21 protein-coding genes are annotated in these 21605 nt (G+C 51.8%); 5 read left to right on the forward strand and 16 right to left on the reverse strand.

The window, feature by feature from the left end; all coding sequences use genetic code 11:
• The first annotated feature begins 57 nt into the window (after positions 1 to 57).
• Positions 58 to 2619, forward strand: a complete 2562-nt coding sequence (mutS, locus tag M975_RS14460; RefSeq protein WP_064560516.1) for a DNA mismatch repair protein MutS — start codon at positions 58 to 60, stop codon at positions 2617 to 2619.
• Between the two features lie 137 nt (positions 2620 to 2756).
• Here the strand turns inward: mutS and rpoS are convergent, their stop codons facing one another.
• The 12 genes from rpoS to cysD form a co-directional block, all read right to left on the reverse strand.
• Positions 2757 to 3749, reverse strand: coding sequence for an RNA polymerase sigma factor RpoS (gene rpoS, locus M975_RS14465; RefSeq protein WP_034497934.1), 993 nt, complete (start codon positions 3747 to 3749; stop codon positions 2757 to 2759).
• A gap of 79 nt (positions 3750 to 3828) precedes the next feature.
• The gene (nlpD, locus tag M975_RS14470; RefSeq protein WP_064560518.1) at positions 3829 to 4959 is read right to left on the reverse strand and encodes a murein hydrolase activator NlpD; all 1131 of its coding nucleotides are present in this window, start codon (positions 4957 to 4959) and stop codon (positions 3829 to 3831) included.
• 190 nt (positions 4960 to 5149) lie between these two features.
• Positions 5150 to 5776: a protein-L-isoaspartate(D-aspartate) O-methyltransferase gene (locus M975_RS14475; protein WP_064560520.1), complete on the reverse strand. Its 627-nt coding sequence runs from the start codon at positions 5774 to 5776 to the stop codon at positions 5150 to 5152.
• Positions 5770 to 6531, reverse strand: a complete 762-nt coding sequence (gene surE, locus M975_RS14480) for a 5'/3'-nucleotidase SurE (RefSeq protein ID WP_064560522.1) — start codon at positions 6529 to 6531, stop codon at positions 5770 to 5772. Before surE ends, M975_RS14475 begins: the two co-directional genes overlap by 7 nt.
• A gap of 351 nt (positions 6532 to 6882) precedes the next feature.
• Positions 6883 to 7929: a tRNA pseudouridine(13) synthase TruD gene (gene truD, locus M975_RS14485; protein WP_083967900.1), complete on the reverse strand. Its 1047-nt coding sequence runs from the start codon at positions 7927 to 7929 to the stop codon at positions 6883 to 6885.
• Positions 7929 to 8408, reverse strand: coding sequence for a 2-C-methyl-D-erythritol 2,4-cyclodiphosphate synthase (ispF, locus tag M975_RS14490; protein WP_064560526.1), 480 nt, complete (start codon positions 8406 to 8408; stop codon positions 7929 to 7931). The genes truD and ispF overlap by 1 nt, the downstream gene beginning before the upstream one ends.
• A complete protein-coding gene (gene ispD, locus M975_RS14495; RefSeq protein WP_064560528.1) occupies positions 8408 to 9118 on the reverse strand; it encodes a 2-C-methyl-D-erythritol 4-phosphate cytidylyltransferase in 711 nt (236 codons plus the stop codon). The genes ispF and ispD overlap by 1 nt, the downstream gene beginning before the upstream one ends.
• Before the next feature lie 20 nt (positions 9119 to 9138).
• On the reverse strand, positions 9139 to 9453 hold the full coding sequence (ftsB, locus tag M975_RS14500) for a cell division protein FtsB (protein WP_064560530.1): 315 nt from the start codon (positions 9451 to 9453) through the stop codon (positions 9139 to 9141).
• A gap of 184 nt (positions 9454 to 9637) precedes the next feature.
• Positions 9638 to 9961, reverse strand: coding sequence for a DUF3561 family protein (locus M975_RS14505; RefSeq protein WP_064560532.1), 324 nt, complete (start codon positions 9959 to 9961; stop codon positions 9638 to 9640).
• 50 nt (positions 9962 to 10011) lie between these two features.
• Entirely contained in the window at positions 10012 to 10617 is a 606-nt protein-coding gene (gene cysC / locus M975_RS14510) for an adenylyl-sulfate kinase (RefSeq protein ID WP_064560534.1), read from the reverse strand.
• Complete coding sequence (cysN, locus tag M975_RS14515) at positions 10617 to 12044, reverse strand: sulfate adenylyltransferase subunit CysN (RefSeq protein ID WP_064560536.1); 1428 nt, start codon at positions 12042 to 12044, stop codon at positions 10617 to 10619. Before cysN ends, cysC begins: the two co-directional genes overlap by 1 nt.
• A gap of 11 nt (positions 12045 to 12055) precedes the next feature.
• Positions 12056 to 12964, reverse strand: coding sequence for a sulfate adenylyltransferase subunit CysD (gene cysD / locus M975_RS14520; RefSeq protein ID WP_064560538.1), 909 nt, complete (start codon positions 12962 to 12964; stop codon positions 12056 to 12058).
• A gap of 270 nt (positions 12965 to 13234) precedes the next feature.
• Between cysD and M975_RS14525 the strand changes: the two genes are divergently transcribed.
• Positions 13235 to 14275, forward strand: a complete 1041-nt coding sequence (locus tag M975_RS14525; RefSeq protein WP_064560540.1) for an aminopeptidase — start codon at positions 13235 to 13237, stop codon at positions 14273 to 14275.
• A gap of 71 nt (positions 14276 to 14346) precedes the next feature.
• Here the strand turns inward: M975_RS14525 and cysH are convergent, their stop codons facing one another.
• The 3 genes from cysH to cysJ form a co-directional block, all read right to left on the reverse strand.
• On the reverse strand, positions 14347 to 15078 hold the full coding sequence (gene cysH, locus M975_RS14530; RefSeq protein WP_064560542.1) for a phosphoadenosine phosphosulfate reductase: 732 nt from the start codon (positions 15076 to 15078) through the stop codon (positions 14347 to 14349).
• A 112-nt stretch (positions 15079 to 15190) separates the two neighbouring features.
• On the reverse strand, positions 15191 to 16903 hold the full coding sequence (cysI, locus tag M975_RS14535; RefSeq protein ID WP_064560544.1) for an assimilatory sulfite reductase (NADPH) hemoprotein subunit: 1713 nt from the start codon (positions 16901 to 16903) through the stop codon (positions 15191 to 15193).
• The gene (gene cysJ, locus M975_RS14540; protein WP_064560546.1) at positions 16903 to 18708 is read right to left on the reverse strand and encodes an NADPH-dependent assimilatory sulfite reductase flavoprotein subunit; all 1806 of its coding nucleotides are present in this window, start codon (positions 18706 to 18708) and stop codon (positions 16903 to 16905) included. The genes cysI and cysJ overlap by 1 nt, the downstream gene beginning before the upstream one ends.
• 312 nt (positions 18709 to 19020) lie before the next feature.
• Between cysJ and queD the strand changes: the two genes are divergently transcribed.
• Complete coding sequence (gene queD / locus M975_RS14545; protein ID WP_208326137.1) at positions 19021 to 19383, forward strand: 6-carboxytetrahydropterin synthase QueD; 363 nt, start codon at positions 19021 to 19023, stop codon at positions 19381 to 19383.
• A gap of 31 nt (positions 19384 to 19414) precedes the next feature.
• On the opposite strand, the gene queE is transcribed toward queD, so the two are convergent.
• Positions 19415 to 20086, reverse strand: coding sequence for a 7-carboxy-7-deazaguanine synthase QueE (gene queE / locus M975_RS14550; protein ID WP_064560548.1), 672 nt, complete (start codon positions 20084 to 20086; stop codon positions 19415 to 19417).
• Positions 20087 to 20425: 339 nt separating this feature from the next.
• On the opposite strand from queE, the gene M975_RS14555 reads away from it, so the two are divergent.
• Together M975_RS14555 and M975_RS14560 are read left to right on the forward strand one after the other, a co-directional pair.
• Positions 20426 to 21139, forward strand: coding sequence for a nucleoside recognition domain-containing protein (locus tag M975_RS14555; protein ID WP_064560550.1), 714 nt, complete (start codon positions 20426 to 20428; stop codon positions 21137 to 21139).
• On the forward strand, positions 21132 to 21602 hold the full coding sequence (locus tag M975_RS14560) for a YjiG family protein (protein ID WP_064560552.1): 471 nt from the start codon (positions 21132 to 21134) through the stop codon (positions 21600 to 21602). The genes M975_RS14555 and M975_RS14560 overlap by 8 nt, the downstream gene beginning before the upstream one ends.
• Positions 21603 to 21605 lie beyond the last annotated feature (3 nt).

The raw sequence follows: 21605 nt of genomic DNA on the forward strand, positions 1-21605 counted from the left end.
AACAATAATAAAAATCACAATTAACTTTTAATTCAATGGATTAAAAAAGATAACATTATGAGTACAACGGAAAGTTTAGACGCCCACACCCCCATGATGCAGCAGTATCTGCGCCTGAAAGCTCAGCATCCTGAGATCCTGTTGTTCTATCGCATGGGTGACTTTTACGAGTTATTTTATGACGATGCGAAACGCGCGTCGCAATTGCTCGACATCTCCCTGACCAAACGTGGTGCATCCGCAGGCGAACCGATTCCAATGGCTGGCGTGCCACATCACGCCATCGAAAACTATTTAGCTAAACTTGTGAATCTCGGTGAATCCGCTGCGATCTGCGAGCAAATTGGCGACCCCGCCACCAGCAAAGGTCCGGTCGAGCGTAAAGTCGTGCGTATCGTTACGCCTGGTACCATCAGTGATGAAGCGCTGCTGCAAGAACGCCAGGACAACCTGCTGGCGGCAATCTGGCAAGACGGCAAAGGTTTTGGCTATGCGACACTTGATATCAGCTCCGGGCGTTTTCGTCTGTCAGAGCCTGAAGATATCGAAACCATGGCAGCAGAGCTGCAACGCACCAATCCAGCTGAACTCCTGTATGCCGAAGATTTTGCCGAAACGCGCCTGATTGAAGGCCGTCGAGGTCTGCGTCGCCGCCCGTTATGGGAATTTGAAATATCAACCGCTCGCCAGCAGTTGAACATGCAATTTGGCACCCGTGACTTGATAGGTTTTGGCGTAGAAAACGCTCATCATGCGTTGTGCGCCGCAGGCTGTTTGCTGCAATACGTGAAAGACACGCAGCGCACTTCCCTACCGCATATTCGCTCCGTCACGATGGACCGCCAGCAAGACAGCATCATTATGGATGCCGCAACACGCCGTAATCTGGAGATTACCCAGAACCTGTCCGGTGGTTTTGAAAATACTCTGGCTTCCGTACTGGATTGCACCGTCACGCCAATGGGCAGCCGTATGTTGAAGCGCTGGCTGCATATGCCGATTCGCAATGTCGATGTGCTGGAAAAACGCCAGAAGACCATTGCCGCACTGCAAGACCGTACCGCTGAAATTCAACCGGTACTGCGCCAGGTTGGCGATCTGGAACGTATTCTGGCGCGCCTGGCATTACGTACCGCACGCCCACGCGATTTAGCGCGTATGCGTCACGCATTCCAGCAGTTACCCGAACTGCGTGAAATGCTGGCGGAAGTACCAACGGATTATGTACAAACGCTGCGTGAAAACATGGGTGAATTCACCGAACTGCGTGAACTGCTCGAGCGCGCTGTGGTGGAATCGCCGCCAGTGCTTGTGCGCGATGGCGGTGTGATTGCACCGGGATATCACGAAGAGTTAGACGAGTGGCGTGCGCTGGCTGACGGGGCAACAGATTATCTCGACCGACTGGAAATTCGTGAGCGTGAAAAGCTCGGCCTGGATACGCTTAAAGTCGGCTTTAACGGCGTACACGGTTATTACATCCAGATTTCCCGCAGCCAAAGCCACCACGCGCCCATTCACTATGTTCGCCGCCAGACGCTAAAAAACGCCGAGCGCTATATCATTCCTGAGCTGAAAGAGTACGAAGACAAAGTGCTCACCTCGAAAGGCAAAGCACTGGCGCTGGAAAAACAGCTCTACGATCAGCTGTTTGATGCGCTGTTGCCGCACCTTGAAGCATTGCAGCAAAGCGCCACGGCACTGGCTGAACTCGACGTGCTGGTTAACCTTGCAGAGCGTGCTTACAGCCTGAATTACGCATGCCCGCAACTGACCGATAAACCCGGTATTAAAGTGGTGGGTGGCCGCCATCCGGTTGTTGAGCAAGTCCTTAGCGAGCCGTTTATCGCCAACCCGCTAAGCCTTGCCCCGCAACGCCGCATGTTGATTATTACCGGCCCTAACATGGGCGGTAAAAGTACCTACATGCGCCAGTCTGCGCTGATCGTATTGCTTGCTTACATCGGCAGTTTTGTTCCTGCACAGCAGGCAGAGATTGGGCCAATCGACCGTATTTTCACCCGCGTAGGTGCGGCTGATGATCTGGCTTCCGGGCGTTCGACCTTTATGGTGGAGATGACCGAAACGGCAAATATTCTGCACAATGCCACCGAAAATAGCCTGGTGCTGATGGATGAAATTGGCCGCGGCACTTCCACATACGATGGTTTGTCTCTGGCCTGGGCGTGTGCCGAAAGCCTGGCAAATCGCATCAAAGCCCTGACGCTGTTTGCCACGCACTATTTTGAGCTGACGACACTGCCAGAAAAAATGGAAGGTGTGGCAAACGTGCACCTTGATGCTATCGAACACGGCGATACCATTGCCTTTATGCACAGTGTGCAAGATGGTGCGGCGAGCAAAAGTTATGGCCTGGCCGTAGCGGCTCTTGCAGGTGTGCCAAAAGAGGTGATTAAGCGTGCACGCCAGAAACTGCGTGAGCTGGAGACGCTTTCTAACAATACGGCGGCGACACAAGTGGATGGCACGCAGATGTCATTGTTGTCGGTCGCTGAAGAAACGTCGCCTGCGGTTGAGGCGCTGGAAGCATTAGATCCAGATTCTCTGTCTCCGCGCCAGGCGCTGGAGTGGATTTATCGTTTGAAGAGTCTGGTGTAGAAATGTCGGATGTCGCTACGCTAATCCGACCTACGGGATAGCAGTTGCAGGCGGCATCCGCGCTGAAAAAACCATAAAAAAAGCGGTGACCTGAGTCACCGCTTTTTTATTTGAACAGTCGATTATTCGCGGAGCATTTATTCGCGGAACAACGCTTCGATATTCAGCCCTTGCGTCTGCAAAATTTCACGCAGACGACGCAGACCTTCTACCTGAATCTGACGAACACGTTCACGAGTCAGGCCGATTTCACGACCCACATCTTCCAGTGTTGCAGCTTCATAGCCTAACAGACCAAAACGACGAGCCAGCACTTCACGCTGTTTAGCGTTCAGTTCAAACAACCACTTCACGATGCTCTGTTTCATATCATCGTCTTGCGTGGTGTCTTCCGGACCGTTGTCTTTCTCGTCAGCCAGAATGTCCAGCAGCGCTTTTTCAGAGTCACCACCAAGCGGAGTGTCTACTGACGTAATGCGCTCGTTGAGACGCAGCATGCGGCTGACATCATCAACAGGTTTATCCAGTTGCTCAGCAATCTCTTCCGCACTCGGCTCGTGGTCGAGCTTGTGGGAGAGTTCACGAGCAGTACGCAGATAAACGTTCAGCTCTTTCACTATATGAATCGGCAAACGAATCGTACGGGTTTGGTTCATAATTGCCCGTTCGATGGTCTGACGAATCCACCATGTTGCGTATGTTGAGAAACGGAACCCACGTTCTGGGTCAAACTTTTCAACAGCACGGATCAGCCCCAGGTTGCCCTCTTCAATCAGGTCCAGCAGAGCCAGACCACGATTGCTATAACGACGAGCAATCTTAACCACCAGACGCAAGTTACTTTCGATCATGCGACGGCGAGAAGCGATATCACCACGCAGTGCGCGGCGGGCAAAATACACTTCTTCTTCGGCTGTCAATAATGGGGAATAACCAATCTCCCCAAGATAAAGTTGAGTCGCGTCAAGCACACGCTGAGTGGCCCCTTGAGACAACAACTCCTCTTCGGCGATGTCGTTATCACTGGGTTCCTCTTCTACGAGGGCTTTTTCGTCAAAGACCTCAACTCCATTCTCATCATATTCCGCGTCTTCATTTAACTCGTTAACTTTCAGCGTATTCTGACTCATAAGGTGGCTCCTACCCGTGATCCCTGAGCAAAATACTTATGTGCATAAATACAGATCTGCAGTTAAGTACTTCGCCGGCTTATCGCTGCGGTAAATAACGCAGCGGGTTGACGGATTTCCCCTTGTAACGAATTTCAAAATGCAAACGTGTTGAACTGGTTCCGGTGCTACCCATGGTAGCTATCTTCTGCCCCGCCGTGATTTCTTGTTGTTCCCGGACCAGCATTGTATCGTTATGGGCGTAGGCACTCAGGTAATCATCATTGTGTTTGATGATGATGAGATTACCGTAACCACGCAGCGCGTTACCGGCATACACCACTCGCCCAGAGGCGGTAGCAACAACAGCCTGGCCTTTGCTGCCTGCGATATCGATCCCTTTATTGCCACCTTCGGTAGCAGAGAAGTTCTCAATAACCTTGCCTTCAGTCGGCCAGCGCCAGGTTGAAATTGGCGCGCTATCGGACGTGCTGCTGGCAGTGGGTACAGTAGTCGTAGAGCTAACCACAGGTGCCGTAACCGGTGCTGTGACGACAGTCGCAGTACCTTTATTATTCGGCAACATTTTGTTAGCACTCTGTTCACCTGAATCCTCAGAATACGTAATTACCGGCTTGGAAGCAACCACTGTGGTGGTATTTTGCGCAGCGATAGGCGCAACGCCTTGTGCACTGGCATCTGCTGTGGTTACAGCATTTCCGCCGGTAATTGGCGTACCCGATGCGTTACCGATCTGAAGAGTTTGCCCAACATTCAGGCCATATGGGGCCGGTACGTTGTTGCGTTGGGCTAAGTCACGGAAATCGTTCCCGGTGATCCATGCGATGTAGAAGAGGGTATCGCCACGTTTAACGGTGTAAGTACTTCCGCCGGTGTAGCTGCCTTTCGGAATATCACCATATTTGCGGTTATAAACGATGTGGCCATTTTCAGTTTGTACTGGCGTTGAAACTACCGGCTGCGTTTGCATCGGCTGAATCGCTGGCTGCTGCGGTACAGGCTGAATTTGCGGGGTCTGGCTTTGGGTGGACATTTTCGGTGGCGGAGTGATCAGCATGCCGCCTGAAGAACTGCTGCTGGCGTTGCTATTACCACCTACCGAGCTGATAGGTGCCTGGTTATCATTGCTGGTGCATCCTGCTAACCACAGGCTGACCAGTGACAACGCTGCAATACGGCGTAAAGTAAAAGTTGGGCTTCCCGCGCTCATTTATCCCCCAAAAACAATCATATGCTTATGTATGAAAATACGGCAAAACTGGTGCTTATCCCCATCATCCTTCAAGCTGCAGGGGTGTTGGCTGCAACTCGAATACTAATGGGTATACAACCAGCTATCAAAATTTCGTTGCGCGTTACGTTACGCCAAACCCCTTAGAAAAAAACAAGATATTTCCGGGTTATGCTAGCTCGCCCTTCACTAAGGGCACAAAACGAACGGCTTCTACCGTATCAATGACAAATTCTCCACTTAATCGACGAATGCGTTTCAGAAACTGCTGATCTTCGCCTACCGGGAGAACTAAAATTCCGCCTTCATCCAGCTGTGACAAGAGTGCGCTGGGGATTTCCGGCGGTGCTGCCGTAACAATAATAGCGTCAAATGGACTGCGCGCATGCCAGCCCTGCCAGCCATCACCATGACGGGTTGAGATATTGTGCAGATCAAGCTGTTTTAAACGTCGCCTTGCGTGCCATTGCAGGCCTTTAATGCGTTCAACTGAACAAACATGATGCACCAGATGCGCCAGAATAGCGGTTTGATACCCGGAACCCGTGCCGATTTCCAGCACCCGGGATTCAGGCGTCAGCTCAAGCAACTCGGTCATTCTGGCGACCATATAAGGTTGCGAGATGGTTTGGCCGGAGCCAATGGGTAATGCCGTATTTTCCCAGGCTTTGTGCTCAAACGCTTCATCGACAAATTTTTCTCGCGGCACCTGCGCAATCGCATCAAGCACTTTGTCGTCTTTGATGCCTTGATTACGTAGCTGTGTAAGAAGGGCTTGTACGCGTTTGCTTACCATTGCTCATCCACTCCTGACTTGCTCAACCAGTGGCTAACCACCTCACGAGCGCTGTGGGCGGTTAAGTCGACATGCAATGGCGTGACCGACACATAGCCTTCATCAACAGCGGCAAAATCGGTATCCGGGCCTGCATCAAATTTGTCGCCCGGAGGCCCAATCCAATACAGGGTGTTGCCGCGTGGATCTTCTTGTGGAATCACTTTATCTGACGGATGGCGGCTGCCGCAACGCGTCACACGAATGCCTTTGATTTCTTCAAGCGGCAAATCGGGCACGTTAATATTTAAAATGCGCCCGGTGCGCAGCGGTTCGCGCATCAGCGCGCGCAGAAGCGTACAGGTGACTGCCGCAGCCGTTTCATAATGCTCATGGCCATTAAGAGAAACAGCCAGCGCAGGAATACCTAAGTGCCGCCCTTCCATCGCCGCCGCAACCGTGCCGGAATAGATAACGTCGTCGCCCAAATTAGGGCCGGCGTTAATCCCGGAAACGACAACGTCAGGAGCCGGGCGCATCAATGCATTCACGCCAAGATAGACACAGTCAGTCGGCGTGCCCATCTGCACAGAAATATCGCCGTTTGCGAGAGTGAAAGTACGCAATGAAGATTCGAGCGTCAGTGAGTTTGATGCCCCACTGCGATTACGGTCGGGGGCTACCACCTGCACGTCAGCAAATTCCCTTAGTCGGGTCGCCAGAACTTGAATGCCCGGCGCGTTGACCCCGTCATCGTTACTCAAAAGTATTCTCATATTAAATTAAAAGCTTCTTTTATATGAAAAGGATAAAACCACATGTTGGCTCCTTGAGATAAAAACTGCCTGCGTTTTTTATGCTTAAAAACCTGTCCAACTTGTTGTTTTATCCCATTCTGCTGATTTTAGTGCACCTGTCATGAATTTGTTGCAGTTTTTGTAACATTCACAACAAAAGCCAGCCCAGGGGCTACTATACAATCCAATGTCATGTAAATCACGCGCTGTGGTCTGAGGATTGTGCTGAAAACAAGGCTTTGTAGGGCTATGCAGAAGAGAAATTAATGCGGAAATTCAGGCAAAAAAAAGCGGGTAATGTCATTACCCGCTGTGGAATATGTTCTGCCGTTACTCGGCAATATCAGCGTAATTACCCGGTGCGTTCATCAATTCACGCACTAAGCTGGTCGCAAAACTCCCGGCAGGAAGCCAGAAATTCAGCTCGACGGTGGTATCATCCAACCAGTTCCAGCTCAGCTCTTTGGGCATCACAAGCATAGCGCGGCGAGCCGCTTCTACGCGCTCACGCACCAACAGCCCCTGCAAATCTGTTTCTGCCGCAACACAACTCTGTTCAAACTCCAGCGCTGCGTTTTGCGTACCCCAGGCTCCGTCGCCCGGCAGCGGTGCGGTAATCAGTAATTCACCACTGTCGACACGGCCTTGCAGCTCAGGAAGCTCTTCAGGCATGGCAACAAACCAGCTCCCGCGCCCGGCCAGTTGCAGTGCATCACCGTCGATGGCCTGGTTAAAATCAGGCTTCTTCAGCCTTTCGCTGACAATCTGGTTAAACATGGCACTACGTGCCGCCGACAGATAAAAACTGCGTTTATTACGATCGCGGATTGGTGCATTGGTTTGCGCCCAGCGCAACGCCTGATGCAGGTTGTTGCCCGAAATACCAAAACGCTGGCTACCAAAATAGTTCGGCACGCCCTGATGCAAAATCGTATTCAGGCGCTGTTCAAGCTCAGCGCGGTCGCTGACTTCACGCAACACCAGCGTAAAACGATTGCCCTTAAGAGCACCGAGTCGCAATTTACGGCGATGGCGTGCATATTCCAGCACCTCGCAGCCTTCAAGCTGGAACGCGCTCATATCCGGCATTTCTTTGCCTGGCAGACGCACGCAAAACCATTGTTCTGTCACCGCGTGTTTGTCTTTTTGCCCGGCAAAACTGACTTCACGCGCAGGAACCTTCAGAAATTTCGCCAGCGCATCCGCGACAGAACGGGTATTGCAGCCATTTTTGAGGATGCGTAATAGCAAGTGCTCGCCATCACCATCAGGCCCGAACCCCAGATCTTCGATAACCACGAAGTCTTCTGGATTAACTTTGATTAGCCCGGTGCCTTGTGGCTTACCGTGTAGCCAGGTCAGATTCTGCATATCCATTATTTGCGAGCCTTATGTAGCAGTGCGACCGCTTCGCAGGCAATGCCTTCACCACGGCCAGTAAAGCCAAGTTTCTCAGTGGTGGTCGCTTTTACGTTTACATCGTCCATATGGCAACCGAGATCTTCTGCGATAAACACACGCATCTGTGGGATATGTGGAGCCATTTTTGGTGCCTGGGCGATAATCGTCACGTCGACGTTACCGAGGGTAAAACCTTTTGCCTGAATTCGACGCCACGCTTCGCGCAGCAATTCACGGCTGTCAGCGCCTTTAAACGCCGGGTCAGTATCCGGGAATAATTTGCCGATATCGCCCAGTGCCGCAGCCCCCAACAGAGCATCCGTTAATGCGTGCAGCGCGACATCGCCATCTGAGTGTGCAAGCAGCCCTTGCTCGTAAGGTACACGCACACCACCAATGATAATTGGGCCAGGGCCACCAAAGGCATGTACATCAAAACCATGTCCAATACGCATTATTTATTCTCCGTTTGGGTTAACCGCGTGAGGTAAAACTCCGCCAACGCCAGGTCTTCAGGACGAGTCACTTTTATATTATCGGCGCGGGCGCTAATTAATTCGGGATGGAAGCCACAATACTCAAGAGCCGAGGCTTCATCAGTAATAGAGGCATGCTCATCGAGTGCGCGCTGCAAGCAGCTACGCAGTAATTCCAGAGGGAACAGCTGAGGTGTTAAAGCGTGCCAAAGGTCTTCACGATCGACAGTATGCGCAATCTGCGCTTTATCCGGTTCGCCACGTTTCATCGTGTCACGTACCGGAGCTGCCAGAATACCGCCAATTTTGCTTGTCTCAGTGATGGCCAGCAAACGGGCTAAATCATCCTGATGCAAGCAAGGACGTGCCGCATCATGCACCAGAACCCATTGCGCATTTTTCACCACGTTCAGCCCGGCAAGTACCGAGTCAGCACGCTGTGCGCCACCGTTTATCACGGTCACATCTGGATTCGAAGCAAGAGGCAATGAGGCAAACCAGCTGTCGGTGGGGCTAATGGCGATAATGACATGAGCCACGCGTGGATGAGCCATCAGGCTTGCCACCGCATGTTCAAGAATAGTTTTATCGCCGATTGTTAGATATTGCTTAGGACATTCCGTTTGCATGCGGCTGCCGATACCTGCTGCCGGCACCACGGCAATTACGTCCGGGGAGGAGTCTGCCATGTAGATTCACTTACGCTTGATTATCGATTGTTCTGCCCTGCACTATTACTTAAGCGCTTAGAGCTATCGGGTACCAGGCGGTAGAAGGTTTCACCCGGTTTAGTCATGCTTAATTCGTTACGAGCACGTTCTTCAATCGCTTCCTGGCCGCCATTGAGATCGTCAATTTCCGCAAACAACTGATCGTTACGCGCTTTAAGTTTGGCGTTCGTCGCCTGCTGTGTGGAAACGTCGTCATTCACACGCGTGTAATCGTGTACGCCGTTTTTTCCAAACCACAGCGAATACTGCAGCCAGACCAACAAGGCCAGCAATAGCAGCGTTAGTTTACCCATCCCGCCCCCTGAAAAACGGCAAAATCATCGCACAAAATTTTATCGAGCCTCGCTCCGGGTACAAAGCGGCCCTTCGTATTTGCGGCAGAATTTATCACAGAAAGCGACAACATGCGCGTTTGCAGGTGAGTTAGAGGCGTTGCAGTCATAAATAGTCTGTTACGGTTTGATGAATATTTTAAGATTAACCCATGAGCCACAAGAATAAGACGCCAAACATCAACGTTACTGCGAGCACCGTCGTCATGCAGCTAAAGATCAAACGGCCTCTCACGAGCGAGTGCAGCGCAATCCCCACCACCACCGCGACAGGCAGCAGTGCCAGGAAAAATGGCCAGGTATACAAGAAGAAAAACAGGGTGTTAGGGCCGTAAATCAGGAAAGGAATGCCCAATGCCAACAGCCATGACAAAAAGCCGATGAACGCACCAGCCAATGACCAGGTTGTCTCTTCGGTGCCAGGGCTTGCTTCAGCCGATGTGATAGCGATGTTGGTGCTATTGCGCATAACGAATCCGTAAACCCTAAATCCAGGCACGTGACGCGCCTGGTTATGTCTCAGGTTTTGATAATAACGTCACGACGCAACAGGTCTAATAATTGCGCAATCAAATTTGTTACTAATTGTTCGCCGTCTAAGTGTATTTCCGGGTTCACTGGCGCTTCATAAACCGAGTCAATGCCGGTGAAGTTTCGCAGCTCGCCCGCGCGGGCTTTTTTGTATAAACCTTTCGGATCGCGCGCTTCGCAGATGGAAAGTGGAGTATCAACAAACACTTCTATAAACCGCCCTTCTCCAACACGGTCGCGGACCATTTGGCGTTCTGCACGGTGCGGCGAGATAAATGCGGTTAGCACCACCAGCCCGGCATCGACCATTAAATTGGCGACTTCGCCAACACGACGAATGTTTTCTTTACGATCGGCATCGCTAAAACCCAGGTCGCTACATAAACCGTGACGCACATTGTCGCCATCAAGTAAGTACGTGCTCACACCAAGCTGATGGAGCGCTTCTTCAAGCGCTCCGGCTACAGTCGATTTGCCCGAGCCCGAAAGCCCGGTAAACCACAGCACCGCGCCCCGGTGCTGGTGTAGTTTTTCACGCTGCTCAACCGTGACCGGATGGGCGTGCCAGACGACGTTTTCGTCGTGCTCAGCCATTACTTGCCTCCCAGCAAATCGCGTGCGCCCCAGTGTGGGAAGTGACGACGCACCAGCGCATTGAGTTCCAGTTCAAACGCGCTAAACGCTGACGGCTCCTGATACACCTCTTCTTGCGGCTCACGCACCATGCCAGCGCCAACCGTCACGTTGGTCAGACGGTCGATGAAAATCAACCCGCCAGTAACCGGGTTTTCCTGGTACTTATCCAGCACCAGTGGTTCGTCGAAGGTTAAATCTACCAGGCCGATGCCATTCAGCGGCAGGCTTTCCACCAGACGCTGTGTCAGGCTGTTAATTTCGACCTGATAGTGAATGTTATCAACACGGGCACGCGTTTTCTTTCCGGCGACTTTGATGTCGTAGCTTTGCCCTGGCACCAACGGTTGTTCAGCCATCCACACCACATCGACTTTCGCCGTTTGTACCGCAGGCTGGGTGTCATTAGCATCAACCAGCAGGTCGCCACGGCTGATATCGATTTCATCTTTGAGCACCAGCGTAATGGCTTCGCCCGCAGCAGCTTGTTGCAAATCTCCGTCAAAAGTGACGATTCGCGCAATAGCTGACTCCACCCCTGATGGTAAAACTTTCACGCGCTGCCCGACGTTTACCACGCCAGATGCCAGGGTTCCGGCATAACCACGGAAATCCAGGTTTGGGCGGTTAACATACTGAACCGGGAAACGCATCGGCTGTTGTTCAACGATACGCTTCACTTCAACCGTTTCCAGAAGCTCCAGCAGCGTTGGGCCGGTGTACCACGGCATGTTCGAACTTTGCGTGGCAACGTTGTCACCTTCCAGTGCTGAAAGCGGTACAAAACGAATATCCAGATCCGCAGGAAGCTGCTCGGCAAAGGTCAGGTAATCTTGTTTGATCTGCTCGAAAGTCTCTTCGCTAAAGCTCACCAGATCCATTTTGTTAACCGCAACGACCAGGTGCTTGATCCCCAAAAGCGTGGAGATAAAACTGTGGCGGCGCGTTTGATCCAACACGCTCTTACGCGCATCGATCAATAAGATCGCCAGATCACAAGTCGAGGCACCGGTCGCCATATTACGGGTGTACTGCTCATGCCCCGGCGTGTCGGCAATAATAAATTTACGTTTTTCCGTCGAGAAATAACGGTACGCCACGTCGATAGTAATGCCCTGCTCGCGCTCGGCTTGCAGACCGTCCACCAGCAAGGCCAGATCCAGTTTTTCACCCTGCGTCCCGTGGCGTTTGCTGTCGGTGTGCAGAGATGAAAGTTGATCTTCGTAAATCTGGCGCGTGTCATGCAGAAGACGGCCAATCAGGGTACTTTTACCATCATCAACGCTGCCGCAGGTCAGAAAGCGCAGCAGGCTTTTGTTTTGTTGCGCGTGCAGATAGGCTTCAACGCCGCCTTCATCTGCAATTTGTTGTGCAATAGTGGTGTTCATCTGGCGGCTCCTTAGAAATAACCCTGGCGTTTTTTAAGCTCCATGGAGCCTGCCTGGTCGCGGTCAATTGCCCGCCCTTGACGTTCACTGGTGGTCGAAACCAGCATCTCTTCGATGATTTCCGGCAGCGTCTGCGCTTCGGATTCAACGGCGCCGGTCAGCGGCCAGCAACCCAGGGTGCGGAAGCGCACCATTTTCTGCTCAATCACTTCACCCGGTTGCAAATCAATGCGGTCATCATCAACCATCAACAGCATGCCATCGCGCTCCAGCACCGGGCGCGGTGCAGCCAGATACAACGGAACGATTTCGATATTTTCCAGGAAGATGTACTGCCAGATATCCAGCTCGGTCCAGTTAGAAAGCGGGAACACGCGAATGCTCTCACCTTTATTAATCTGACCGTTGTAGTTGTGCCACAGCTCCGGGCGCTGGTTTTTTGGGTCCCAACGGTGGAAGCGGTCACGGAACGAATAAATACGTTCTTTGGCACGAGATTTTTCTTCATCACGGCGTGCGCCACCGAAAGCGGCATCAAAACCGTGTTGACTCAGTGCCTGCTTCAGACCCTCAGTTTTCATGATGTCGGTATGTTTAGCGCTGCCATGCACGAATGGGTTGATACCCATCGCCACACCTTCCGGGTTTTTATGCACCAGCAGCTCAAAACCGTAGTTTTTCGCGGTGCGGTCACGGAATTCGTACATCTCACGGAATTTCCAGCCGGTATCGACATGCAGTAGCGGGAACGGAAGCGTGCCTGGATAGAAGGCTTTACGGGCCAAATGCAACATCACCGATGAGTCTTTACCGATGGAATACATCATAACCGGATTAGAAAATTCGGCGGCGACCTCGCGGATGATATGGATGCTTTCTGCCTCCAACTGCCGTAGGTGTGTAAGTCGTTTTTGGTCCATAACTTTCCCTTAACCGAGGTTTAGTACGGAGAGTCATAGAACCTCCGTTTAAAAAATCATTAGGGGACTATACGGCTGAGGATTATTTGTAATGAAATTACGAATTGGAATGAGTAGTTCCACAAAGGAATAACGCCCTGAAAATGCAAATCACAAAATGTGCTTAACCAGCGATATAACGTGGCTTTCAGAGGAATTGAAATTGTATAACGCCCGTCACAGTTTCATACTATGCGGGCTAAAAATTTTCCGGTTTAAAAGGGACTCACTATGTTTTCCGCATTGCGCCATTCGCTAACCAGCCTGGCGCTAAGCATTTGCTGTACCTTGCCCGCTCTGGCAAGCACATCTCCATTGGGCGAAATTGCCAACCAACAAACACGCCACATCGCAACAGTCTTTCAGGGCCGTATGGCCGGCAGCCCTTCGGAAATGTTAGCCGCGGATTACCTACAACAGCAATTTAGCCAGCTTGGCTACCAAAGCGATATTCGCCGCTTTAATACCCGCTACCTTTACACCACTAAAGATGGCCACCAGAACTGGCATAACGTCAGTGCCAGCTCAGTCATTGCGGCGCGTGAAGGCGTTGAGCCGCAGCAGATCATTATTATGGCGCACCTTGATACCTACACACCGCTCAGTGATAACGATGTAAATAACAATCTCGGTGGGTTAACGCTGCAAGGGGTTGATGACAATGCATCGGGCCTTGGTGTGATGCTTGAACTCGCGACCCGGCTGAAAAGCATTCCCACTCGCTACGGAATCCGCTTTATCGCGACCAGCGGTGAAGAACTGGGTAACCTGGGGGCGGAAGATATCCTCAAGCGCATGAGCGCAAGCGAAAAGAAAAACACGCTGCTGGTGATTAATCTCGATAACCTGATTGTCGGTGACAAACTCTATTTCAACAGCGGTAAATCGACGCCAACCGCGGTGAGCAAACTAACGCGTGACCGTGCGTTAGCGCTGGCACGCCAGATGAATATCAAAGCCACGACTAACCCGGGCCTTAACGCAAAACACCCAAAAGGAACGGGCTGCTGTAGCGATGAAGACGTATTTGATAAGGCTGGCATTCCGGTGCTGGCGGTTGAAGCGACTAACTGGTCGTTAGGCAAGAAAGATGGCTATCAGCAGCTCGCCAAAAGCAAAGCCTTCCCCGATGGAACCAGCTGGCATAATGCGTTGATTGATAACCAACAGTATCTGGATAAGTGGCTCCCGCATCGTATTGAAAAACGCAGCCGTGATGTCGTTCGCGTGGTGTTGCCGCTGGTAAAAGAGCTGGCGAAGGCGAAGCAATAATTTTTGTGGCACCCAATAAAAAGCCCTTCACACCATGTGAAGGGCTTTTCAATATTCAAACTGTCAGAAACTTATTCGTGCAAACCGCACTCGCGCTTCAAACCGAAGAAACGCGTTTCTTCTTCTGCCATACCCTCTTCCCACTTACGCGTGGTGTGAGTGTCGCCGACAGAAAGGTAGCCCTGATCCCACAGCGGGTGGTATTTCAGGCCATTGGCGGTCAGGTACTGGTAAACCTGGCGGTTGTCCCACTCGATAATCGGCAGGATTTTAAACACTTCACGTTGAATCGCCAGCACCGGCAAATTGGCACGGCTGCCCGATTGTTCACGGCGCAGGCCAGCAAACCAGGTTTGCCCATTTAGCTCGCGCAGCGCACGGTTCATCGGTTCAACTTTGTTGATGTCATTGTATTTCTCAATGCCTTCAACGCCCTGCTCCCATAGTTTCCCGTAACGCGCTTCCTGCCAGGCTGCACTTTCCTTCGCGCTGAATACTTTCAGATTAAGCTTCAGCTTATCCGTCAGCTCATCAATAAACTGGTAGGTTTCCGGGAACAGATAACCGGTATCGGTGAGGATCACAGGGATATCCGGGAATTGTTGCGTCACCAGATGCAAAGACACCGCAGCCTGAATACCAAAGCTTGAGGAGAGCACAAACTCGCCCGGCAGGTTTTCCAGCGACCAGGTGACACGCTGCTGCGCCGTGAGCTTTTCGAGCTGGCTGTTGACCTCGGCCAGCGCCATCACACGTTCAACTTTTGGCAATTCATTCAACGCTTTTAGATCGAGTACAGACATACGTGCCTCGCTTATTTAAGCTTGCCCTCACCCCGCCCCTCTCCCCCAGGAGAGGGAGAAAACCGGACAGTCCCCTCGCCCCTTTGGGGAGAGGGTTAGGGTGAGGGGAAAATTAGTCCCACAAATCCCGGGCTGGATCCAACACCGGGCGAACAATCCCGCTGCGGATAGTGAAATCACCGAAGCCTTCGTCCGCTTCGCGCTCTTTTGACCAGCGCCCAACCAGTTCATCAATAGATGCCAGAATTTCTGGCTCAGTGATGTTCTCACGGTACATACGCGGAATACGCGTACCGATACGGTTACCGCCGATGTGCAGGTTGTAGCGCCCAGGTGCTTTGCCCACCAGGCCGATTTCAGCCAGCAGCGCACGGCCACAGCCGTTCGGGCAGCCGGTAACACGCGTGACGATGTGTTCATCCGGCACGTTGTGTTTTTCCAGCACTTCTTCAACTTTAGTCACAAACTGCGGCAGGAAGCGTTCAGCTTCTGCCATTGCCAGCGGGCAAGTCGGGAAGGAAACGCAGGCCATCGAGTTTTCACGCTGTGGTTTTACCGCGTTCATCAGGCCGCTATCTTTGGCGATCTTCTCGATCGCTGCTTTTTCGCTTGCTGGCACACCCGCCACGATCAAGTTCTGGTTTGCCGTCAGGCGGAAATCGCCTTTGTGGATCTTCGCGATCTCCATCAAGCCGGTTTTCAGTGGGCGCCCCGGGTAATCCAGGATGCGGCCATTTTCGATAAACAGCGTCAGGTGCCATTTGTCGTCGATGCCTTTTACCCAACCAATACGATCGCCACGCCCGGTAAATTCGTACGGGCGCGTCGGCTCGAATGTAATACCCGCACGGCGTTCAACTTCCGCTTTAAACACGTCAACACCAACGCGCTCAAGGGTGTATTTGGTCTTGGCATTTTTACGGTCAGTACGGTTACCCCAGTCACGCTGAGTGGTGACAACCGCTTCCGCCACCGCCAGTGTGTGCTCCAGCGGAATGTAGCCAAACTCGCTCGCGGTACGGGCATAGGTTGCTTTGTTACCGTGTTCGATAGACAAACCACCACCCACCAGCAGGTTGAAGCCCACCAGCTTGCCGTCTTTCGCAATGGCGATGAAGTTCATGTCGTTGGCATGAAGATCGACGTCGTTCTGCGGCGGTACAACAACTGTGGTTTTAAACTTACGCGGCAAATAGGTTGAACCGAGGATTGGCTCTTCGTCGGTCGTCGCGACTTTCTCTTGATCCCACCAGATCTCAGCGTAAGCACGGGTGCGTGGCAGCAAATGCTCAGAGAGTTTCTTCGCCCACTCGTAGGCTTCCTGGTGCAGTTCAGACTCCACCGGGTTCGACGTACACAACACGTTGCGGTTCACGTCGTTAGCGGTTGCCAGTGCGTCCAGCCCAACTTCATGCAGCATTTCATGTGCAGGTTTCACGTTCTTTTTCAGAATGCCGTGGAACTGGAAAGTCTGGCGGTTGGTCAGGCGAATGCTGCCGTAGATGGTTTTGTCTTCGGCAAATTTATCAATCGCACGCCATTGCTCGGTGGTAATAATCCCCCCCGGCAGACGGCAACGCAGCATCATCGCATGACGCGGCTCGAGCTTTTGCTCTGCACGCTCAGCACGAATATCTCGGTCATCCTGCTGATACATTCCGTGGAAGCGGATCAGCAAAAAGTTGTCGCCGCGGAAGCCGCCGGTCAGCCCATCCTGTAAATCTTCCTGGATAGTGCCACGCAGAAAGTTACTTTCGCGTTTCAGGCGCTCAGCATCAGTTAACTTGCCTTCGACCACTAATGGTCCTGGGTGTTTTTCGCTCATTAGTAGACATCTCGCTGATAACGGCGCTCAACGCGCAGCTCACTTAAAAATTCATCTGCCGTTTCGGTATCCATGCCACCGAACTCAGCTACCACTTCCAGTAATGCCTGCTCAACGTCTTTTGCCATACGATTTGCATCGCCGCAGACGTAAATGTGGGCACCTTCATTAATCCAGTTCCACAGTTCCGCGCCTTTTTCGCGCAGTTTATCTTGTACGTATATTTTATGTTCCTGGTCGCGCGACCAGGCCAGATCGATGTTGGTCAGCAGGCCGTCTTTGACGTAGCGCTGCCATTCAACCTGATACAGGAAGTCATCGGTAAAATGCGGGTTACCAAAGAACAACCAGTTTTTACCACCTGCGCCGTCGTTTTCACGCTGTTGCATGAACGAACGGAACGGGGCAATACCAGTGCCTGGGCCAATCATAATCACCGGGGTTTCCGGGTTAGCGGGTAGACGGAAGTTATCGTTATGTTCGATAAACACCCGCACTTCGCCGTCTTCTTCAAGGCGGTCGGCCAGGAAGCCGGAAGCGCCACCGGTACGGGCACGGCCTTCAATGTCATAACGCACCACGCCAACGGTAATGTGCACTTCGGTTTCGGCTTCAGCCTGAGAAGAAGCGATGGAGTACAGACGCGGTGTCAGCGGGCGCAATAAATCAATCAGTTGTTCAGCGGTTAATTCAGCCGGGGCGTAACGCACCATATCCACAATCGGTGTGTTATGAGCAAAGTGTTGCAGCTTGGTTTTATCACCCGCCAAATCCAGCAGCGCTGCATTGCGGGTAATCTGCGCGTATTTCTCAACAATGTTTGCCGTGTTAATCGTCAGCTCGAAATGCCACTCCAGCGCTTCAGTAAGCGGCAGTGTTTTACCGTCGACCGTGACGCTTTCATCGCCTTTCAGCCACAGCAGTTCAACCAGCTCTTTAACCAGAGCGGGATCGTTTTGATACCAGACACCGAGTGCGTCACCTGGCTGGTAACGCAGGCCAGAATCACCCAAATCGATTTCGAAATGGCGCACATCTTTTTCTGAGTCACGACCAGTGATTTTCTGGTTAACCGCAAGCGTTGCCGTCAGCGGCGCTTCTTTGGTGTACGGGCTTGAGAAAACCTCGTTGACCACGCCCGTTGCGGTGACCGCTGCTTGGGCTGGCGTTTCTGCCGGCACACGAGATTTCAGGACGTCGACAATTTTTGCACGCCACTCACTGGCTGCTGGCTGGAACTCTACGTCACAATCCACGCGGTCCAACAGGCGCTCACCACCGAGTTCCGCCAATTTGTTATCAAAGTCTTTACCTGACTGGCAGAAGAATTCGTAGGACGTGTCGCCCAGGCTGAATACGGCAAATGCAGTGCCTGGCAGTTTTGGTGCTTTTTTCGAAAACAGGAATTTGTGCAACGCCACAGCTTCTTCAGGCGGTTCGCCCTCACCTTGCGTTGAAGTCACGACAACCAGCAGTTTTTCCTGGGCAATTTGTTTGAATTTATAGTCGCCCGCGTTAACCAGATTAACGTTCAGTTTTGCTGCCAGTAAATCGTCACGCAGTTGTTCACTCACGCGACGTGCATTACCGGTTTGCGATGCAGAAATCAGGGTAATAACCGCAACGTCTGCTGCCGGTGGCTGAGCCGTGGTAACAGCACCCGGTTGTTGATTAATCATCCCCCAGAAATAGCCGGATAACCAGGCCAGTTGCGTCTGCGAGAAATCGGTTGTCGCCGCCTGAAGGCGTGCCAGTTGCTCCGGGGTAAGCGGCAGCAAAGCGGTCGGTGGGGCCTGAGTTGTCATGCTTGATTGGGTTCCAGTAGCAAAAGGTCCGTTTTCATCATTCAACGGTAAAAAGCATTCATGATGTAAGGTTAACCATCAGGATAATAACAATTAAAGAAGGGATAGAAATATCAAATAACCAAAATGACTAACCGCTTTTACGGGTAATCCATAACGTTAAAAGTGGTTAATTAATCCTTTGATTTATATCAACTTAAATTAGCAAACATGGCTAAAACGAAGCTTTAGCCAATGATGATAGTTTTAGTTAATGCTTAAAATAGTGGATTCCGGTACTATGCGGCGGTTTTTCGTCCTATTGAGATAGTAATAATGACCACCACTCTGTTTAAAGATTTTACCTTCGAAGCCGCTCACCACCTGCCGCATGTGCCAGAAGGCCACAAGTGCGGTCGCCTGCATGGCCACTCCTTTATGGTGCGTCTGGAAATCACCGGCGAGGTTGATCCTTATACCGGCTGGATCATGGATTTTTCTGAGCTGAAGGCGGCGTTTAAACCGACTTATGACAGACTGGATCATTATTATCTGAATGATATTCCTGGGCTTGAGAACCCAACCAGCGAAGTGCTGGCAAAATGGATTTGGGATGAGATGAAGCCGATTGTGCCACTGCTCAGTTCAGTGATGGTAAAAGAAACCTGTACCGCCGGTTGTGTGTATAAGGGATAAAAGAAAGGCACCCAAGGGTGCCTTTCTAGTTTTAAGCGATGTTCAAATATTTATGTGTCTGCATCGAAAGCCGCCAGTTGCGGCCAATGCACGTTTCAATGCACAGGCGCGTCGCATCTTCTTTCTGGCTGATGGGCTGTAGCGCGATAATGCGCTTTTTATCATCCATCAACGTTGCCAGCAGTTCGTCCAGCGCTTCAATATCACGCATACGACCGACCGGGTGTTTAATCTCATCGGCACGTTCTAACGCCTGAGATAACACATCATAACCCCCGCGCATATTCACTTTAGGCGAAACGGTAACCCAGGTTCCCGCGGTGCAGCGCACTTCGTGCGTGCCGCTGGTTTCAATCTGGCAGCTATAGCCGTGGTGCTCAAACAGCGAGGTTAACGGTGTGAGATCGTGAATACAGGGTTCACCCCCGGTAATCACCACATGGCGTGCGGTGTAATCCTGGCGCTGGAAAATAGCCAGCAGGTCTTCGGCGCTGGCGGAACCCCATTTATCGCTTTCTTTGGTTTTAGCCAGAATGCTGAACAGTGAGACTTCACGATCCGCGAGTTTATCCCAGGTGTGTTTGGTATCGCACCACGCGCAGCCCACCGGGCAGCCTTGCAGGCGAATAAAAATGGCGGGCACACCAGTAAAATAGCCCTCCCCTTGCAGGGTCTGGAACATCTCGTTAATCGGATACTGCATAGTCTTCTCAAATAATAAGCGTAAAGAGTGATTATCGCAGAAGTAACGGTTGAGATCATGCGTAACGCGGCTGCGGCTGCATATGTTCCAGAATACCGGCCTGATCTACCCCAAATAATTCGAGTTGCAGTGGGTGAGCGCCAGCAGACAGCGCACCAGCAACTCGAAACATGACGGCGATAACCATTAATAAAACAAGGTTATTGTGCTTATCATCACAACAATCATCCTTGCTTTGTCTGTATGCCGCACGGCTTGATCATCGTCATGTTCCCCTTCGCCAGACGCTTTTAGCATCACTCCTGCATTACCCAAATCAATAACATAAGGAAGTGATGTATGGAAAACTCAGTTCATGCAGAGAACCAACGCGTCGGACCTGGTGCTTATATCGCGTTGCTGTTTGCGATGGTGTTCTTTTCTGGCCTGCTGGGAGGCAAAGAGTGGTACGGCGTGTTCGACTTCACCACGCTAAACGGCGCATTTGGCAAAGTTGTCACCGATGTCAATCTTTCTGGCGATACCGTTGACGCCGCCAAAAGTGCTTTTCGCGGAAAGGGTGGGCATGGTGCAATGGACGGTTTCCTGTTCGCCTTTGGCCTGATCCCGGCCGTCATGTTTGCTCTGGGAATGATCAACGTACTGGAACATTACGGCGCGCTTAACGCCGCGCGTAAGATCCTAACCCCTCTGTTACGCCCTCTTCTTGGTATTCCTGGTTCAACGGGTCTTGCGTTAATTGGCAGCCTGCAAAGTACCGATGTCGGCGCATCTTTGACGCGCGTATTGGCCGACGAAGGGCAAATTACCGAGAAAGAAAAAACCATATTTACCATGTTTCAGTTTTCCGCGGGCGCCATGATCACTAACTTTTTCTCCTCCGGTGCGGTGCTATTTACCCTGGTTGCCATTGACGGAACGAGTGCCGTTCCTGCCTCAATCGGTCTGTGTGTCGCCGTGATGTTTATCATGAAAATTGTTGGGGCGAACGTGATACGCCTGGTTCTGAACGTTACCGAGCGTAAGCAAAGCGTGGAGGTGCAACATGGCTGATACCACCACCAAACCGATGATCACCGATGTGTTCGTCGCAGGCGCCCGTAAAGGCTGGAATATCGCAACCACCAGTACGCTGCCTAACGTACTGATGGCTTTCATTATTATTTATGCACTACAGATAACCGGTGCGCTAAACGGCCTGGCCTGGTTGTTCGGGCCTCTGATGAAAATCTTTGGTCTGCCAGGTGAAGCAGCAGCTGTGCTCATCGGTGGCTGGATGTCGATGGGCGGTGCCATTGGCGTGGCTATCACTTTGTTTGAAAAAGGTATTCTCACTGGTGCACATCTGGCCATTCTCGCCCCTGCCATTTATCTGATGGGCTCGCAGGTTCAATACGCTGGCCGCATCCTTGGCGTGGTTGGCATCCCGGCTAAACGTATCCCCTTAATGATCGCAATTTCGGTGCTGAATGCTTTTGGCGCCATGCTAATTATGCGACTTATGATTTTGGAGTAACCG

Source organism: Buttiauxella brennerae ATCC 51605 (assembly GCF_001654925.1).
Lineage (GTDB): Bacteria > Pseudomonadota > Gammaproteobacteria > Enterobacterales > Enterobacteriaceae > Buttiauxella > Buttiauxella brennerae.

Bases quoted from the DNA above. Each gene is read 5' to 3' on its own strand.
- mutS (WP_064560516.1), top strand. From the start codon at position 58: ATGAGTACAACGGAAAGTTTAGACGCCCACACCCCCATGATGCAGCAG.
- rpoS (WP_034497934.1), bottom strand. From the start codon at position 3,749: ATGAGTCAGAATACGCTGAAAGTTAACGAGTTAAATGAAGACGCGGAA.
- nlpD (WP_064560518.1), bottom strand. From the start codon at position 4,959: ATGAGCGCGGGAAGCCCAACTTTTACTTTACGCCGTATTGCAGCGTTG.
- M975_RS14475 (WP_064560520.1), bottom strand. From the start codon at position 5,776: ATGGTAAGCAAACGCGTACAAGCCCTTCTTACACAGCTACGTAATCAA.
- surE (WP_064560522.1), bottom strand. From the start codon at position 6,531: ATGAGAATACTTTTGAGTAACGATGACGGGGTCAACGCGCCGGGCATT.
- truD (WP_083967900.1), bottom strand. From the start codon at position 7,929: ATGGATATGCAGAATCTGACCTGGCTACACGGTAAGCCACAAGGCACC.
- ispF (WP_064560526.1), bottom strand. From the start codon at position 8,408: ATGCGTATTGGACATGGTTTTGATGTACATGCCTTTGGTGGCCCTGGC.
- ispD (WP_064560528.1), bottom strand. From the start codon at position 9,118: ATGGCAGACTCCTCCCCGGACGTAATTGCCGTGGTGCCGGCAGCAGGT.
- ftsB (WP_064560530.1), bottom strand. From the start codon at position 9,453: ATGGGTAAACTAACGCTGCTATTGCTGGCCTTGTTGGTCTGGCTGCAG.
- M975_RS14505 (WP_064560532.1), bottom strand. From the start codon at position 9,961: ATGCGCAATAGCACCAACATCGCTATCACATCGGCTGAAGCAAGCCCT.
- cysC (WP_064560534.1), bottom strand. From the start codon at position 10,617: ATGGCTGAGCACGACGAAAACGTCGTCTGGCACGCCCATCCGGTCACG.
- cysN (WP_064560536.1), bottom strand. From the start codon at position 12,044: ATGAACACCACTATTGCACAACAAATTGCAGATGAAGGCGGCGTTGAA.
- cysD (WP_064560538.1), bottom strand. From the start codon at position 12,964: ATGGACCAAAAACGACTTACACACCTACGGCAGTTGGAGGCAGAAAGC.
- M975_RS14525 (WP_064560540.1), top strand. From the start codon at position 13,235: ATGTTTTCCGCATTGCGCCATTCGCTAACCAGCCTGGCGCTAAGCATT.
- cysH (WP_064560542.1), bottom strand. From the start codon at position 15,078: ATGTCTGTACTCGATCTAAAAGCGTTGAATGAATTGCCAAAAGTTGAA.
- cysI (WP_064560544.1), bottom strand. From the start codon at position 16,903: ATGAGCGAAAAACACCCAGGACCATTAGTGGTCGAAGGCAAGTTAACT.
- cysJ (WP_064560546.1), bottom strand. From the start codon at position 18,708: ATGACAACTCAGGCCCCACCGACCGCTTTGCTGCCGCTTACCCCGGAG.
- queE (WP_064560548.1), bottom strand. From the start codon at position 20,086: ATGCAGTATCCGATTAACGAGATGTTCCAGACCCTGCAAGGGGAGGGC.
- M975_RS14555 (WP_064560550.1), top strand. From the start codon at position 20,426: ATGGAAAACTCAGTTCATGCAGAGAACCAACGCGTCGGACCTGGTGCT.
- M975_RS14560 (WP_064560552.1), top strand. From the start codon at position 21,132: ATGGCTGATACCACCACCAAACCGATGATCACCGATGTGTTCGTCGCA.